At 54.9% G+C, this 13,857-nt stretch carries 19 protein-coding genes; 10 read left to right on the plus strand and 9 right to left on the minus strand.

Annotated elements, in window-relative coordinates; translation table 11 throughout:
* Nucleotides 1–206: 206 nt before the first annotated feature.
* On the minus strand, nt 207–638 hold the full coding sequence (locus ABIE29_RS21955; protein WP_429621288.1) for a carboxymuconolactone decarboxylase family protein: 432 nt from the start codon (nt 636–638) through the stop codon (nt 207–209).
* Between the two features lie 296 nt (nt 639–934).
* Between ABIE29_RS21955 and ABIE29_RS21960 the strand changes: the two genes are divergently transcribed.
* Nucleotides 935–2,377, plus strand: a complete 1,443-nt coding sequence (locus tag ABIE29_RS21960) for a PLP-dependent aminotransferase family protein (RefSeq protein ID WP_429621290.1) — start codon at nt 935–937, stop codon at nt 2,375–2,377.
* 65 nt (nt 2,378–2,442) lie between these two features.
* Here the strand turns inward: ABIE29_RS21960 and ABIE29_RS21965 are convergent, their stop codons facing one another.
* Nucleotides 2,443–2,751, minus strand: a complete 309-nt coding sequence (locus ABIE29_RS21965) for a DUF883 family protein (protein WP_429621292.1) — start codon at nt 2,749–2,751, stop codon at nt 2,443–2,445.
* A gap of 261 nt (nt 2,752–3,012) precedes the next feature.
* Here ABIE29_RS21965 and asr point away from each other — a divergent pair, with 261 nt between their 5' ends.
* The gene (asr, locus tag ABIE29_RS21970; protein WP_429621294.1) at nt 3,013–3,432 is read left to right on the plus strand and encodes an acid resistance repetitive basic protein Asr; all 420 of its coding nucleotides are present in this window, start codon (nt 3,013–3,015) and stop codon (nt 3,430–3,432) included.
* Between the two features lie 157 nt (nt 3,433–3,589).
* On the opposite strand, the gene ABIE29_RS21975 is transcribed toward asr, so the two are convergent.
* Both ABIE29_RS21975 and ABIE29_RS21980 read right to left on the minus strand, forming a co-directional pair.
* The gene (locus tag ABIE29_RS21975) at nt 3,590–3,970 is read right to left on the minus strand and encodes a DUF4440 domain-containing protein (RefSeq protein WP_429621353.1); all 381 of its coding nucleotides are present in this window, start codon (nt 3,968–3,970) and stop codon (nt 3,590–3,592) included.
* Nucleotides 3,970–5,349 carry an MFS transporter gene (locus tag ABIE29_RS21980; protein WP_429621296.1) on the minus strand — a complete coding sequence of 460 codons (1,380 nt, stop codon included), beginning with the start codon at nt 5,347–5,349 and terminating at the stop codon, nt 3,970–3,972. Before ABIE29_RS21980 ends, ABIE29_RS21975 begins: the two co-directional genes overlap by 1 nt.
* A gap of 106 nt (nt 5,350–5,455) precedes the next feature.
* Between ABIE29_RS21980 and ABIE29_RS21985 the strand changes: the two genes are divergently transcribed.
* Nucleotides 5,456–6,352: a LysR family transcriptional regulator gene (locus ABIE29_RS21985; RefSeq protein ID WP_429621298.1), complete on the plus strand. Its 897-nt coding sequence runs from the start codon at nt 5,456–5,458 to the stop codon at nt 6,350–6,352.
* Here the strand turns inward: ABIE29_RS21985 and ABIE29_RS21990 are convergent.
* Complete coding sequence (locus ABIE29_RS21990) at nt 6,312–7,340, minus strand: alpha/beta hydrolase family protein (protein ID WP_429621299.1); 1,029 nt, start codon at nt 7,338–7,340, stop codon at nt 6,312–6,314. The two genes, ABIE29_RS21985 and ABIE29_RS21990, sit on opposite strands and share 41 nt — an antisense overlap.
* A 143-nt stretch (nt 7,341–7,483) precedes the next feature.
* Between ABIE29_RS21990 and ABIE29_RS21995 the strand changes: the two genes are divergently transcribed.
* Together ABIE29_RS21995 and ABIE29_RS22000 are read left to right on the plus strand one after the other, a co-directional pair.
* The gene (locus ABIE29_RS21995; RefSeq protein WP_429621301.1) at nt 7,484–8,488 is read left to right on the plus strand and encodes a helix-turn-helix domain-containing protein; all 1,005 of its coding nucleotides are present in this window, start codon (nt 7,484–7,486) and stop codon (nt 8,486–8,488) included.
* A 103-nt stretch (nt 8,489–8,591) separates the two neighbouring features.
* Nucleotides 8,592–8,930, plus strand: a complete 339-nt coding sequence (locus ABIE29_RS22000) for a DUF2002 family protein (protein ID WP_429621303.1) — start codon at nt 8,592–8,594, stop codon at nt 8,928–8,930.
* 27 nt (nt 8,931–8,957) lie between these two features.
* On the opposite strand, the gene ABIE29_RS22005 is transcribed toward ABIE29_RS22000, so the two are convergent.
* Both ABIE29_RS22005 and ABIE29_RS22010 read right to left on the minus strand, forming a co-directional pair.
* A complete protein-coding gene (locus ABIE29_RS22005; RefSeq protein WP_429621305.1) occupies nt 8,958–9,404 on the minus strand; it encodes a DUF1198 family protein in 447 nt (148 codons plus the stop codon).
* Nucleotides 9,405–9,450: 46 nt separating this feature from the next.
* Nucleotides 9,451–9,789 carry an MbeD/MobD family mobilization/exclusion protein gene (locus tag ABIE29_RS22010; protein ID WP_429621307.1) on the minus strand — a complete coding sequence of 113 codons (339 nt, stop codon included), beginning with the start codon at nt 9,787–9,789 and terminating at the stop codon, nt 9,451–9,453.
* A gap of 176 nt (nt 9,790–9,965) precedes the next feature.
* On the opposite strand from ABIE29_RS22010, the gene smrA reads away from it, so the two are divergent.
* Nucleotides 9,966–10,538, plus strand: coding sequence for a DNA endonuclease SmrA (gene smrA / locus ABIE29_RS22015; protein ID WP_414822402.1), 573 nt, complete (start codon nt 9,966–9,968; stop codon nt 10,536–10,538).
* 44 nt (nt 10,539–10,582) lie between these two features.
* Here the strand turns inward: smrA and ABIE29_RS22020 are convergent, their stop codons facing one another.
* Nucleotides 10,583–10,996, minus strand: coding sequence for a DoxX family protein (locus tag ABIE29_RS22020; RefSeq protein ID WP_429621309.1), 414 nt, complete (start codon nt 10,994–10,996; stop codon nt 10,583–10,585).
* 106 nt (nt 10,997–11,102) lie between these two features.
* Nucleotides 11,103–11,285, minus strand: coding sequence for a YodC family protein (locus ABIE29_RS22025; protein ID WP_429621311.1), 183 nt, complete (start codon nt 11,283–11,285; stop codon nt 11,103–11,105).
* 324 nt (nt 11,286–11,609) lie between these two features.
* Between ABIE29_RS22025 and ABIE29_RS22030 the strand changes: the two genes are divergently transcribed.
* The 4 genes from ABIE29_RS22030 to ABIE29_RS22045 all read left to right on the plus strand — a co-directional run bounded on the left by ABIE29_RS22030 (nt 11,610) and on the right by ABIE29_RS22045 (nt 13,856).
* Nucleotides 11,610–11,975, plus strand: a complete 366-nt coding sequence (locus ABIE29_RS22030) for an antiterminator Q family protein (protein ID WP_021807641.1) — start codon at nt 11,610–11,612, stop codon at nt 11,973–11,975.
* 289 nt (nt 11,976–12,264) lie between these two features.
* Entirely contained in the window at nt 12,265–12,669 is a 405-nt protein-coding gene (locus ABIE29_RS22035) for a phage tail terminator-like protein (protein WP_429621313.1), read from the plus strand.
* A gap of 100 nt (nt 12,670–12,769) precedes the next feature.
* Nucleotides 12,770–13,432, plus strand: a complete 663-nt coding sequence (locus tag ABIE29_RS22040) for a phage tail protein (protein WP_429621315.1) — start codon at nt 12,770–12,772, stop codon at nt 13,430–13,432.
* 73 nt (nt 13,433–13,505) lie between these two features.
* Nucleotides 13,506–13,856 carry a phage tail assembly chaperone gene (locus ABIE29_RS22045; RefSeq protein WP_429621317.1) on the plus strand — a complete coding sequence of 117 codons (351 nt, stop codon included), beginning with the start codon at nt 13,506–13,508 and terminating at the stop codon, nt 13,854–13,856.
* Nucleotide 13,857: the final 1 nt, after the last annotated feature.

Raw genomic sequence — 13,857 nt, forward strand, 5'->3', positions numbered from 1 at the left:
TGGCGTTTCTGACGGCGTCACCAACCTGGGTATTTTCCCCTGCGGCGATGAATGAATACTATATGTTGATATTTGCATTATCAACATCACTATATGTAGTGTTTTTCTGTTTTTGGTGCGCAGGCCGCGCCGAGGCTGGAAAAGCGATGGGGAAATATTTTTTTGCTGTGGGGATCGAGCAGGCCGGGTTGCCCCGGCCAGCAAAGTTACTGCCGCATGCTGACTGCCAGGCGGTTAAAGGCGTTCATAATGCTGATGGCAAAGGTCAGATCGCTGATTTCGGCATCGCTGAAATGGGCTTTCAGGGCGTCAAAGGCTGTGTCCGGTGCGCCGGTTGCCGCAATCAAGGTGACCGCTTCGGCCCATTCCAGCGCGGCACGTTCTGCCTCGCTGAATTCATGGCTGACGCGCCAGCCCGCCAGCGTATCCAGTTTGGCGTGGCTCGCCCCTCCTGCACGCAGCGCTTTGCCGTGCATATCCAGGCAGAAAGCGCAGCCGTTGATCTGCGAAACGCGCATAAACATCAGCTCAATGATCGCTTTATCCAGCGGGCCTTTCTCTAATCCCCCCAATGCGCTCACCATGGCTTTATAAGGGGCCGGTGACAGTTCGGCATACTGCAAACGTTGCTTGATCATGTTCAAACCTCGGACTAGTGACGTAACCAATGTATGGCGCTACTTTAGCCGCGATATGGTCTATGCTATAGAGCCATAAAATGATTATTTAACCAGGCCATGACACGTAGTGCTTATCAATTTAGACGGCCCATTTCCCCTCACCCCAGCCCTCTCCCAATGTACGGTTCGAGGTTCGTCACGAACACTTGTGTGGGGGAGAGGGAGCCAGTCCGGAGTCGCCGTTGGGCGCCGGTGGTCATTTGTGGCACGGTATGTCCCCTCTCCCTGTGGGAGAGGGTGAGGGGGATTAAGCCATGACACGCCATATTTTTGCAGCCCTAAGGCTGGATCACCAACAGGCCGAACCGCTATACCGGCAGATCTATCTGCGGATCAAAGACGCTATCGTGCAGGGAACCCTGGTGGCCAACAGCCGTTTACCTTCGGTGCGCGGCCTGGCCAGCGATCTGGGAGTAGCGCGCGCGACGGTTGAAAATGCCTACGCTGCCCTGGTGGCCGAAGGTTTTCTGCAAAGCCGGGGCCAGGCAGGAACCTATGTTTCCTCCCAGTTGCTGAAAGTGCCTGAGCACCCCAAGCGGTCAGCGGTTCCCCCCTTGGCGACTCCGGCACCTTCCGTATTTCAGCCTCATCCCGCCGGGCCGACTCAACCTTTCCAGCTTGGCCTGCCCGCGCTGGATGCCTTCCCACGGGCGGTATGGCAGCGCATCGTTGCCCGACAGCTGCGTGGCACCACGATGGCCGCACTGGCACACCCACCACCTAATGGCCTGCCGGAACTGCGCGAGGCGATCGTCCATTACCTGCACCTTTCCCGTGGCATCGTCTGTCGGCCAGAACAGGTATTTATCTGCGCGGGTTATCAGGCTTTGCTAGGGCTGGTGATCAACGCATTGTTGCAGCCGGGAGAGGCGGTCTGGCTGGAAGACCCTGGTTATCCGGTTACCCAGCCGCTGTTTAGCGCTGCCGGAATGCAAATTGTCCCAGTGCCGGTTGATGAACAGGGGATGGACATTGGCGCCGCTATTGCCACCCGGCCAGACGCCCGCATGGCGGTGCTGACGCCAACCCACCAAAGCCCGCTGGGTGTCACCCTCAGCCTGGCCCGGCGTATGGCGCTGCTGGATTGGGCTGCAAGCCACTCGGCCTGGATTATTGAAGACGATTACGACAGCGAATGCCGCTACTACGGCAAACCCTTGCCACCGTTAAAAAGCCTCGACCGCCAGGGGCGGGTACTGTACGCCGGGACTTTCAGCAAAACCCTGTTTCCGGCGTTACGCATGGCCTATCTGGTGGTGCCCGCAGAGCAGACGGCGGCTTTTGAGCGCTGTAGCCAGCTGCGAGGCTGCGGTTGCCCACCGCTACTGCAATCCGGAGTGGCCGATTTTATCAACGGCGGGCATTTTTACCGCCATCTGAAGCGCATGCGGTTGCTGTATCGCCAGCGGCGGGCATGGTTGGCGCAGGCCCTGACGCAACGGCTTGCAGACTATTTGACGGTGGCACCGCAGGCCGGGGGCATCCAGATGCTGGCTCATTTGCAAGCAGGGCTCAACGACAGTGAGTTGGCGAAGAGAGCCTGGCAACAGGGGTTGTCGATACAGGCATTGTCGGATTGGCAGATGTCTTCGCCTGCCGATAATGGCTTATTGATGGGCTTTGGCAACTTCACCAGCTATAACGAAGCAGAGCGCGCGGTGGAGCGGCTGGCGGTGATTATCGAGAGCGGAAAATAAAGCGGCCCACGGAAAACCGTGGGCCAGACGCACATCTGTTGTTATGGCGGCAGGGGTTACATGGATTAACGCCGGGCAAGCAAGACGCCGAGCACGACACCAACGGCGGCACCGATGCCTACGCCCTGCCAAGGTTTGTCTCGTACATAGCTATCGGCATTGCCAACAGCGTCGCGAGCATGTTGTGTCAGGCTGCTGGAATCGCTGAAGCGTGCACGGGCATCGCGTAATATCCCTTTTGCCTTGTTGTGCAGTTCATGCAGTTCTTCTTTGGTCTTACTGCTGGAGTCGCGTAATACTTCATCCAGCGTATCGGCCAGCAGGTTCACGTCCTGATCGATGTTTCGTTCTACTTTGTCTGTCTTGTTAAACATTCGACTCTCCGTTACGACACATGTCTTTTAAGTGTAGACCAGTCTGGGAAATGTGCTGGCGATCACGAAAATTTACGGCTACCCCGGCGAATAACGAGGCTTTTTTGGGGCCTCACTCCAGCCTGAGAGCCTGGCTACAGGCTCTGTACATTTGGTTACTCAGCGAAACCAATCACTCACGGAAGCGGCGGATTGATTCCTCTATTATCTCTTCAACGGCCCAACCGGGCTTACCGAAAAACATAATCTGAGGATTTAAAGATGAAAAAAGTATTAGCGCTGATCGTTGCTGCCACCATGGGCCTGTCTTCTGTTGCTTTCGCTGCTGATACTGCGGCGGCACCGGCACCCACTGCGGCTCCTACTACTGCGGCTCCTGCGGCTGAGAAAGCTCCAGCCAAAGCGACTCACCACAAGAAAGAACACAAGAAAGCCACTAAAAAAGCACCAGAGCAGAAGGCTCAGGCCGCTAAAAAGCACAGCAAAAAAGCGCCAGTAGCTCAGAAAGCTCAGGCTGCCAAAAAGCATCACAAAGCTGCCGCTACCAAAGCGCCAGTAGCCCAGAAAGCTCAGGCTGCTAAAAAGCATCACCAAACCGCTGCCAAACCCGCTCAGAAAGCCCAGGCTGCTAAAAAACACCACAAATCAAGCAAGAAAGCCGCAACTCCAGCGGCTAAATAAGTGAGATAGCGGAGCCGTCAAAGGTTCCTCATCCTCTTGCTGAATACTCTGACACCCGGTTTTCCGGGTGTTTTCTTTTGAAGTGAGCTTCAGTGCCGTCACGCTATGTGGTCTGGTGGTTGCCTGGCAATGGTTCCTGGCCAGCAGCGTCCTGTCATTATTGCCCGATAGGGGTTTCGTGCAGGTGCAGCCAGCGTAGCCCGTCGGCGGTCTGGGTAAAGACCACGGTAGAATAACGTAGGGTCGCCGGTTGGCCTGGCAGCGTTTGCTTCTCGCGATAGTTGACTACGGCCCCCGTTGCCCATTCCGTGACCATCTGCATTTCTTCGATCACAATCTCCAGCCCCGGCTTTGCAGCCTGATGCGCCTGGAAAAATCCCTCCAGTTCGTTGGAGCCCAGCTTGTTGCCGTTTAGGGCAATCATGCAAAAATCCGCGTGAAACCGCGCCAATAGCGGTTGCAATTCCCCAGCCCCTTTTCCCAGCCAGTCGGCGATAGCCACATGGGCGTCAATCACTTCGGTAACATATCGATTCATCATGATCCTTGTTCAGCGTTGAGATGGCGCACGATGGCGCGGTTGGCAATACGCAGGCACAGCATCATCGGGAACAGCGTACTGGCTGCGGCGAGATAAAAACAGTAACGATAGGCCACGAGCGGTGCCATATGGCCGAGCAACAGATTGAGCAACAGGCTGAGCAGGGTAACGCCAAAGCAAAAGCTCAACTGGCGGTTGATATTCCATAGGGCGCTGGCATCGGCCAATTGGGTGTCGGCAATGGTGAGAAAGGCGCAGCTTTGTGCCGTGCTGCTACACAGGCTGCCACCCAGCCCCATCAAGGCAAACGCGAAGATTTGCCAGCTATGCTGCCCGGCATCGCCGATCTGCGATAAGGCCAGCATCCCCAGCCCTTGCAAAGCACAACCGGCAATAAACAGCGGGCGTGGGCCGCAACGGTTGAAAAACTTGCCGGTCAGGGTGATGGCGGCGAAAGAGGCCAGTGACCAGGGAACCATCAGTCCGCCAACCTGAGTGGCCGACATACCCAGTTGATTTTGCAGATACAGCATAGCCACCAGGCTGACGCCGATAAACAGACCAGGGATGCACTGGTAGACGATCATGGCGATACGCAATTGTGGATCCTGCACCAGCCGCAGGTTTAGCAGCGGGTGTGGATGGCGCAGGCTGTGCCGCAGGTAGTAAGCAAACACCAACAGCCCAGCCAACAGCAAGATCGCGCCTTGCAACAGTAAATGGGGTTCGCTCAGACGGGTCAGGCCAAGCAGGACCAAGGTGAGCGCCAGACAGGCGCTAATCAGCCCGGTGACGTCCAGCCGCTTAACCTCGCTGGTCGCAGGCTCGTTACGCAGCCACAGAATAGCCAACAGCAGAGCCAGTGCCGCCAGCGGCAGGTTGCTGAAAAACACCCAGCGCCAGTTGAGGTGATCGACAATCAACCCACCCAATGCCGGGGATAGCGCCGGGGCCAGCAGCCCTACCAGCATGATGGCGGCAGAAAGCCCGGCGCGTTCATGGCTGCGAAACAGCTGATAGGTGAGCGTTTGTCCTATTGGGATCAGCAACCCTCCGCCCATACCTTGTATCACCCGCCAGCCGATCAGCGCTTCGATCGAGCCAGCGCGGCCTGCCGCGGTGGTTGCCAACATAAACAGCACCAACGACAGCAAAAAAACCTGCCGCCCGCCAATACGTTGTGCTAGCCAGGCGCTGAGCGGGATCACCAGCGTCAGACCAAGCAGGTAACCATTGCTGATCCAGGCCAGTTGGCTGATGCTGGCCTGCAAGGCGTGGCCGATCGCCGGGTAGGCGACGTTGGCGATAAACATGTTGATCAGATCGACAAAGAATCCGAGCAGATAGACGATTGCCACTTTAGTGCGATAAGCCATGAAGCCTCCGGTTGAAGGCGTGCAGTGTAGCGGGCGGGAAAGGGCTGATAAATCGGCGCTGGGCGATTACACTGTCAAAAATATTTTGACAGTTGGTGGGTGAAAGATGCTCAATTTAACCAGGTTAGCGATGTTTGCGGCGGTGGTCGACACCGGCAGTTTTACCGCTGCGGCGGAGGCGTTGGGGCAGACCAAGGCGGTGGTCAGTTTTAACATCAAGCAGTTGGAAAGCGAGCTGGGCGTTTCATTGCTGGTGCGCAGTACGCGGCGGCTGTCACTCACCGACGCTGGCGAGCGTTTTTATCCACGTTGCCAACGGTTATTACAGGATGCGGAATACCTGCTCGACGATGTGCGCCGCGATCATCATGGCTTGAGTGGCATTTTGCGCATCACCAGTACGCCGGAATATGGTGCGCAGGTGGTGGTTCCGGCCTTGGCTGCCTTCGCGCAGTTGCATCCGCGCTTACGTATTCAGCACGTATCTTCTTCCTACCATGCGGATTTGATTTCCGAGCGGTTTGACGTGGCTATCCGTCTGGGCCAACTGGCGGACTCCAACCATCATGCGGCGCTGATCGATAATTTCGCTATCTTACCGGTGGCGGCACCGGCCTATCTGGCGCAGCGGCCCATCGCGTCACTGCCTCAACTGGCTCAGGCTGCCTGGCTGGCCCACAGCCGTCTCCCTTCGCCGCTGAGTTGGCAAGTGCTCACCCCTGAACATCAGGCGGTGTTGTTCAAAGTGGAAGATGACGCCAGGCTGATGGCCGATAGCGCCACTGCGTTGCTGACTTTCGCGTTACAGGGGGCGGGTGTGGCCCTGCTGCCAGAATGGTTGGTACGGCCCGTTATTGCTAACGGGCAATTGTGCCACCTGCTGCCAGATCACCAGTTCCCGGTACAGAGCATTTATGCGCTTTATCCCAACACGCGCCATGTGCCGGAGAAGGTGCGGGGGTTTATCGATTTCCTGCGGGCACGGATAGCCACGGCTGAATAAAAGCCAGCACGGCAGCGAGGGTTTGCTGGTGGGCGCGTTCACGCTCGGCTGGCGAAGAGCCACAGATAAAGGCTTCTCCTTCTTCTGCCAATATCTCCGGGGCGGCCGGGGTACAAAGCTGTAAGAAATCAAAGTGATTGCTGCCCGGTAAGACAATGGCCTTGATCGGCTGCTGCCCGCTGTACGTTGCTAGTGACTCAGCTCCCAGACTTTCCGGATCGTTACCCGGCATAAAGCGTTGTGCGGCGATGACCAGCAGCGGCGCGCTGATTTGGCGCAGGCTGGCCGGCTGCAGATAAGGCACCATGCCTGGGTCCATGGCGATGGCGAAGCGGATGCGGGCATCGGTGTAATTAGCGTCAAACTGGCTGGCAGAGATACTGTTCTTGTTAACACCGGCATAAAACAGGCAGTTAGGTGAGCGTGGTTGGCGTTGGCAACCGGCAATAAAATCCTTTAACGCGACTTGGCCGCCAATCGCTGAGATGGCGCTGTAGCCACCTTTGGAATGCCCAGCCACGCCAATGGCCTGTGCGTTGATCCGTAGCTGCCATGTGCTGTCCTTGAGCATCGCATCGATCAGCGCCGAGATATCGCGCGTTTGTTGCCACAGTTCGAGCGATTTTACCGGGATGGAATCACCGCTGGTACTGCCCGGATGATTGGCTGCAACCACGATCATTCCTTGTTGCACCAACGCCTTCGCCAGCCAGGCTTGGCTGCTATTGTTGCCACCGCTGCCGTGGCTGATGATCATCAGTGGAAAATGTCCGGTTGCTGGCGGGGCGTCTGGCAGAGCAGGGATGCCTGCAAATACCGGCCTGCCGCCGACCTGCTGTGGCTGACCTTGAACGTTTGTGGGGTAATAGATACGGGTGACCAATGGGCGATCGCCGTTATAAAACGTTTGCAGGCGGCTGGCAACCTGCCAAGGGGCAGCGGTGACGATACTGCTAAACAGCAGGCACAAGATCCCTAACTTTTTCATAATGACACCTTCAAGGGGAAAACCAAACCATCGCATCCGGGTTCTGCTGGCGCGACCTCGATCGCGATCCAGGTCGTTAAGCGATTGTTTTAGCTTATTATGCTCTCTACACTGGGGCGTTCCCGAATAACCACAGAGGTAACATGCCGCTTATCCCGCTGTCTTTTCTCTTCAGCCTGTTGTGCCTGGCGTTGAGCGTGCGCCTTGGTTGGCCACGGCCACACCGTTGGCTGCTACAGCTGTTGCTGTTGATCTGCGCCTGGCAAAGCCTGCTGGTGGGGATCCGTTTTGGCTATCAGCAACCTTGGGTCGCAATTTTGCAACCGTTGGGGGCCGCCCTGATCCCACCATTGTGTTATCTGGTGCTGATGTTGCAGGCCCGTGGGCCGATGGGGGGGCGCGTCGTTGGGCATCTGACGTTCCCGTTGCTGGTGTTATTGGTACAGTGGCGAGCCTTGGCGGCGCTGGATGGGCTGATCGTTATTGGTTATCTCGGTTACGGCGCGGCTATTTTGCTGTACCTGCGGCGCGGCGAGAATGCTTTGCAGCAGGTGGCACTGGCAGACAGTTGGCTGAGCTATCGCTTATGGTGTGGATTAGGCGGCCTGCTGATTGTCTGCGGCCTGACCGAGTTGGCGATCGCCCTGGATTATTCGCTATTAGCCGGGAGCCATGCTGGCGCGCTGGCGGCCTTTGGCAATGTGATGATGGTCTTGGGGATAGGGTTGGTGCTTGGTCGTGAGCGCCAACAGCCGGAACCCGAAGAGCAGCCCTTGCCACCAGCGAAAGCCGAGGCGCTAACAGAGGATGACGAGCATTGCTTTGAGCTGATCAACCAACGGCTACGCCAGGACGATCTCTATCTGGAACCGACGCTGAACCTGGCCCGGTTAGCGCGCAAGGTGGGCATACCGGCACGTAAGGTCTCCCAGGCGATTAACCAGCAGGCGGGGATGAACGTATCCCAATACGTGAATCAATTACGCATTCAGCAAGCGGCCCAGTGGTTGAGCCGCAGCGATCGCCCGGTTACCGAGATTATGCTGGAGGCCGGCTTCAGCACCAAATCCAACTTTAACCGTGAGTTTCTGCGGGTTCAAGGGATGAGCCCCAGTGAATGGCGTAGGCAACAGGCAGAGGGGCTATAGCTGCAGATTATTCCTAAACCAGAATGAGTACGGATAAATTAATTGTTTCATCTCCTGATTACGGTAAGGTCGCAAAGCTACCCAGAACTGAGAGGAGAAATAGATGTATTTACGGCCGGATGAAGTGGCTAAGGTGTTAGAGAGTACCGGTTTTGAGCGTGATTATGTCACCGATCAGACCTACGGTTTTCGCAAGGGCGAGCACTACGTGTATGTGAATCGGGAAGCGCGAATGGGCAGAATGGCGTTGGTGATCCACCCGGCGTTGAAAGAGAAGAGCCTCCATTTTGCCACGCCCACCTCATTGATGCGTAACAGTGAGCAGTATCTTGAGTTTCCCCTGGATTTAAGCGGTGATACGCCCAATATGCGTTACGGCATTCCTCACGGTTTCAGTTCTCGCGATGCGCTTTCGCGCTATCTTTACAGCATGTTCTTTTAAACTCTCCCCCGTGAGCGGGGGAAAGCTTCACCAGTTGGCCAGCGCTTCCCGGTTATAGCGTTCGTTGTAGGCCCGGCGGAACTGCGCCAGTTCAAACGCATCCAGATCCAGTTCGGCAAAGTAAAACAGCGCCGCTTCGGTGTGCTCGGCATGCAGTTCCGGCGACAGCCCGGCGCGCAGCAGCGTTTCCCGCCACAGGCCAATCTGCTCATTGTCCGCCTGCTTGATAAACGTCAGGTAGATAAACAGCATATAGGCGGCCTGATGCATCTCTTCGGTATAGCCGTTGTTCAACATGCGGATAAAGCTTTGGCTGTGGCGGCTGCCCATCTCCTGCAGCATGGACTCCACCAACATCGGTTTTATTTTCAGCAAATGCGCCAGTGAATCTATCGCCTTACGGGTGTCGGAGGTCAGGACACGATAGCCAATAATGAAAACTACGATCAGGGCGGCGATGATGATCCACGTCATGAATGATTTTTACCGTCTTGGTGCGCAGCATACGCGCCCGAAATTGTCAGTGTTGCTCGCCGCTGAAATTGTCTGCGGCCCGTTGTTGATTATGGACATGGCGATTAAAAGTGGCGGCATCTTGTGCCAGCGCATCCAGATGGTCACCCAGCATCTTGATCTGCCTGACCAGGGCATGCTGTTCCGGTACCGAACTGGCGGTGCTCAGTTTGTTGACCAACTGCTCATTCTGCATGCGCAGCGCGATTTCACGCCGTTGTGCTTCGGCCAACTGTTGTTGCAGAGCCTGGTAGCCTTGTTGCCATTCACGGTGCTGCTGTTCGAAGCTGGCTTGTAACTCATTCATTGCATTCTGAAACTGGATTTCCAGCTCGCGCATATTCATGGGTTGGATCCTTTGCGGCACTCAATAATGGCTTGCAGTATAACGAAAAGCGCTCACAACCTCACCCGTTGCCGTTAATTCCTCACTTGCAACCCTGGCGAGGCGTCTTACAATCAAGCCATTCCCCCTAAAGCAATAGCCCGCCGGTGGGTGAAATCTCCCGAGAGTGATGTGAAATGAGCAACGAAGAGAACGATTTTTTTGCCCAGGCGATGGCCGATGTGAGGCCGTTATCCGCGGGGCAATCCACGCTGTACCTCAAGGCACAGGATCCTGTCGATAAACGTGCACGCCGGGAAGCGCAGGCGTTGCAGTTGGAGAACTTCCTCAGCACCGGCTTTCTGGACATCATTCCCTGCGATATCCCGTTGGAATATAAGGGCGAAGGTATTCAGCAGGGGGTGCTGGATAAGCTGCGTCACGGCCACTATCCGCCACAGGTCAGCCTCAATCTGCTGCGCCAGCCGGTCGAGAACTGCCGCCAGGCGCTGTTCCGTTTTATCATCCAGGCGGAGAAAGACAGCCTGCGTTCGTTGCTGATTGTGCATGGCCGTGGGCGGACAGATCAAAGCCACCCGAATATCATCCGCAGCTACCTGGCCAAATGGCTGGGGCAGTTTGAGCAGGTGCAGGCGTTTTGCCGGGCACTGCCACGTGACGGTGGTGAGGGGGCGTGCTACGTCACCTTGCGCAAGTCTGCCGCAGCCAAGGCGGATAACTTCGAACGCCATGCCAAACATAGCCGCTAAGGTGTGAGCATGGCGGCGCAGGATCACGCCGCCACAGGGGAGAGCTAGCGTTTAAACCACTTATGATCCAGAGAGTAACGGCCAGCACCGGTGACGGCAAGCAGCAGCAGGCCGGCGATAATACTGATGTTTTTAAAGAAGTTGATCTCATTGCCGATCATTTCTGCCCCGCTAAAACGCCAGAACGGATGGCCGATAAAGGCGGTGCCCAGCACATAGAGCGCATAAATGATGGCAATTGGCCGGGTGAAGGCCCCCAGCACGATGAAGATACCGAAAATGAACTCCACTACCACGGCGATAACCGCAGCCAGGTAAGGCATTGGCGTACCGTAGCCCTCCATTGCCGTGACCGTGGCGCCAAAGTTGGTCAGCTTCATCCAACCGAAAATCAGAAACAGGATCATCAGCAAAATTCTGGCCAACAGAATGGTGCCGTCTTTTACACTTTCACTCATTGTGAACCCCTTAACCTCTAGCCAAAAATAGGTTGCTGTACCAGGTAAATACTAGATCAACTTCACTTTTTAGCCAGGGGGATGGCGTGAGGGAGTTAAAGGAAGATCAGCAGACGCCGAAGTCGTCGTCTTCGTGATATGGGGTCACTTCATTGGCCTGCACCTCGGTGCGTTGCTCTACCCCCAGTTCGACCCAACTGCATACCAACGCCTCTCCATCCTCTTCGATAACGGTCATTTTTGGCCCACCGGTCTTACGCTGCACCAAATCACCCACGCTAAATGACATATCGTTTCTCCAGATCTGTTAGGGGGAAAGACTGAGTATAGAAGAGTGCAGGCATTCCTCAGGCGCCATTTCACATGCTGCGCCATATCGCTCAGCTTGCCCTGTCTTGTTCTGCGCCCGTTTCGGGGGAGGCATCTCCTTCGCAGGCTGATATTTAATGCGTTTTCCCCTCTCTGGCGCTATTCTTCAAGGGTATCGTTCATTTTCTATGAAATTTCCTTGCTTGTTTCGGTTGTTTGTCCTGTGGTGCTTCCTACAACGTCCTTCGATGGGCGGCTTTGCCTCGTCTGGTTACACTAGAGCCAATAAAAATAAGGAGATCTTATGCGGGACATTCAACAGGTTTTGGGGCGCTGGGGCGTGTGGGCACGGGAAAGTTCTTCTCTGGGATATTCGCATATCGCCGCCGGTTTTAAAGGGTTGCTGCCGGGCAGTAGCAAACAGCAGGCCTCTTGCTGTGACGAGGACGGCTTGGTGGTGGATCGCGCCGTTGCTCACCTGCAGGCCCTACGTCAGCCGGAGGAGTTGGAACTGATCTTGCGTTACTACGTTTACGGGCAATCGAAGTCCGCCATTGCTCGCGGCTGGAAATGTTCGGAAGGCCGGGTAAGGCAGCAGATGCAGGTGGCAGAAAGTTTTATCGAGGGTTGTCTGGTGAGTCAGAATATTCGTTTGGAAATGGATAGATAAACTATTACCGATAATAAAAAATAACGGCTTTTAAAACTGAAGTAATTACTACCCCGCAATGCGGGGTGGTTTTGTTATTTAAAAATAATGGCGAAAAATAATTTAATAAAAATCTATTCGCTACGAGTTTTATCTAGTAAATTGATAGCGTGGTTATTGAGTTTCGCAGTTGATAAAAATATTTTTAAGAAATAGGCTTCTCGCTACGAAAATTATCAGTTAGAGTGTTATTACTGGTTTAACCCAAGGCAATATACTCTTACCAAGTGCGGTGAAATCTGGAGGGGCTATGAGCACCTTGCGTATTAATGATTTGTTTGAGTCCAGGTTAACGGCCTGGGCTGAAGAGAATAATATTAAATACACCTTGGCTAACGTGACGTTTACGGCGGATGACGATCTTCATCTGGAACCGTTTATTGCTCCAGAGCCTGCGGTGGCGTTAGGTATTTCCCAAGAGGTGCAGACCTATAGCGGGAATTACCAGGTTAATATTGTCATGAAGAAAGGAACCGGCGCGAAAACTGGCTATCAACTGGCGGAGGAGATTATCTCAATATTCCCCAGGGGATTGGTGCTGGCGGACGATGCTTTTAACTGTTATGTCAATGCTGGCGGCAATATCCTGCCAGCGATTACCAAAGATGAATTATATACTCTCCCCGTTACCATCGGTTATTGGGCTGGGTATTAATGCCACAATAGTGTAGTCAATATCGCTGGGGAATACTTTCCAGCAAGTAAACCATACCGCCATCCGGCGGTTTTTTTATATCTGAAATTGGAGAATTACCATGGGTTTTGCATTACCAAATGGCGCCACCGTATTCGCTGGCGCAGCAACAGCACCGGGCGTAGTAACCACCGCAGTCAGCAATGCTAACGGTGCCGTATTTACCGTGGCCACCGGCCACACCCTGAAAGTGGGTGACATCGTAATGGTACGCTCCGGCTGGGGCCTGATCGACAGCCTGGTGGCCAAGATCACCGCCTCGCTGGATACCAGCATTACCATCGGTGCCATCAATACTACCGACGTGAGTTTCTTCCCGGCGGGTGGCGGCAAAGGCTCCTTGCAGAAGATCTCCAGCTGGACGCAAATTCCTCAGATCACCGAGGTAGCGCAGTCTGGCGGCGATCAGCAATACGTGCAGGTGCAGTTCCTGGAAGACGATCGTCAGCGTAACCTGGCCACCTTTAAGGCGGCCAAAACGCAGACCTTTACCTTTGCGCACGATGCTTCCCAGCCGATCTACAGCCTGCTGCAGGATGCCGATCGCAATGGCATGACGCTGGCGTTCTACATGCACGTGCCAAAAGCCAAGGAGCTGCGCTACTGGTCTGCGGTACCGGCTTTTGATCCACAACCTACCACCGCGGTGAACCAGGTTGAAACCGTGCAGGTGGCGCTGGCGGTGCAGTCTTGCGATATGACGTTCTATAAAGTGACTGCTTAATCAGTTCATCAACGAGCCCGATTTTTTCGGGCTCGATTTTTTTGCCGAATTATTTAACGATAGAGAGATAATCATGACCGAATTTAACCTGACACCGAATCCAACCTTTAAAGTCGACGTCAGCATTCCTCGCGCAGGTGATAGTGATGGGGTATTGACGTTTACTTTCAAACACAAAAAGCGCAGTGAATTGGAAAAACTGGAGAGAGCGCTTCGTGAGGCCAGCGAAGAACAGTTGAGCTCTGGCAACTATAGCAATCTACCGATGGCTGACTTCTTACGTGAGATCTGCGCCACTTGGACTTTACCCGATGAGTTGAATCAGGAAAGTCTAATCACTTTGCTGGATAACTACCCACGTGCTTTTGATGCTATCGCTACGGCTTATACCAAAGAGTTGATGGCGGTACGAGAAAAAAACTAAT

The organism is Serratia sp. 2723 (genome assembly GCF_050434425.1).
Taxonomy (GTDB): domain Bacteria; phylum Pseudomonadota; class Gammaproteobacteria; order Enterobacterales; family Enterobacteriaceae; genus Chania.

Bases quoted from the DNA above. Each gene is read 5' to 3' on its own strand.
- ABIE29_RS21955 (WP_429621288.1), bottom strand. From the start codon at position 638: ATGATCAAGCAACGTTTGCAGTATGCCGAACTGTCACCGGCCCCTTAT.
- ABIE29_RS21960 (WP_429621290.1), top strand. From the start codon at position 935: ATGACACGCCATATTTTTGCAGCCCTAAGGCTGGATCACCAACAGGCC.
- ABIE29_RS21965 (WP_429621292.1), bottom strand. From the start codon at position 2,751: ATGTTTAACAAGACAGACAAAGTAGAACGAAACATCGATCAGGACGTG.
- asr (WP_429621294.1), top strand. From the start codon at position 3,013: ATGAAAAAAGTATTAGCGCTGATCGTTGCTGCCACCATGGGCCTGTCT.
- ABIE29_RS21975 (WP_429621353.1), bottom strand. From the start codon at position 3,970: ATGAATCGATATGTTACCGAAGTGATTGACGCCCATGTGGCTATCGCC.
- ABIE29_RS21980 (WP_429621296.1), bottom strand. From the start codon at position 5,349: ATGGCTTATCGCACTAAAGTGGCAATCGTCTATCTGCTCGGATTCTTT.
- ABIE29_RS21985 (WP_429621298.1), top strand. From the start codon at position 5,456: ATGCTCAATTTAACCAGGTTAGCGATGTTTGCGGCGGTGGTCGACACC.
- ABIE29_RS21990 (WP_429621299.1), bottom strand. From the start codon at position 7,340: ATGAAAAAGTTAGGGATCTTGTGCCTGCTGTTTAGCAGTATCGTCACC.
- ABIE29_RS21995 (WP_429621301.1), top strand. From the start codon at position 7,484: ATGCCGCTTATCCCGCTGTCTTTTCTCTTCAGCCTGTTGTGCCTGGCG.
- ABIE29_RS22000 (WP_429621303.1), top strand. From the start codon at position 8,592: ATGTATTTACGGCCGGATGAAGTGGCTAAGGTGTTAGAGAGTACCGGT.
- ABIE29_RS22005 (WP_429621305.1), bottom strand. From the start codon at position 9,404: ATGACGTGGATCATCATCGCCGCCCTGATCGTAGTTTTCATTATTGGC.
- ABIE29_RS22010 (WP_429621307.1), bottom strand. From the start codon at position 9,789: ATGAATATGCGCGAGCTGGAAATCCAGTTTCAGAATGCAATGAATGAG.
- smrA (WP_414822402.1), top strand. From the start codon at position 9,966: ATGAGCAACGAAGAGAACGATTTTTTTGCCCAGGCGATGGCCGATGTG.
- ABIE29_RS22020 (WP_429621309.1), bottom strand. From the start codon at position 10,996: ATGAGTGAAAGTGTAAAAGACGGCACCATTCTGTTGGCCAGAATTTTG.
- ABIE29_RS22025 (WP_429621311.1), bottom strand. From the start codon at position 11,285: ATGTCATTTAGCGTGGGTGATTTGGTGCAGCGTAAGACCGGTGGGCCA.
- ABIE29_RS22030 (WP_021807641.1), top strand. From the start codon at position 11,610: ATGCGGGACATTCAACAGGTTTTGGGGCGCTGGGGCGTGTGGGCACGG.
- ABIE29_RS22035 (WP_429621313.1), top strand. From the start codon at position 12,265: ATGAGCACCTTGCGTATTAATGATTTGTTTGAGTCCAGGTTAACGGCC.
- ABIE29_RS22040 (WP_429621315.1), top strand. From the start codon at position 12,770: ATGGGTTTTGCATTACCAAATGGCGCCACCGTATTCGCTGGCGCAGCA.
- ABIE29_RS22045 (WP_429621317.1), top strand. From the start codon at position 13,506: ATGACCGAATTTAACCTGACACCGAATCCAACCTTTAAAGTCGACGTC.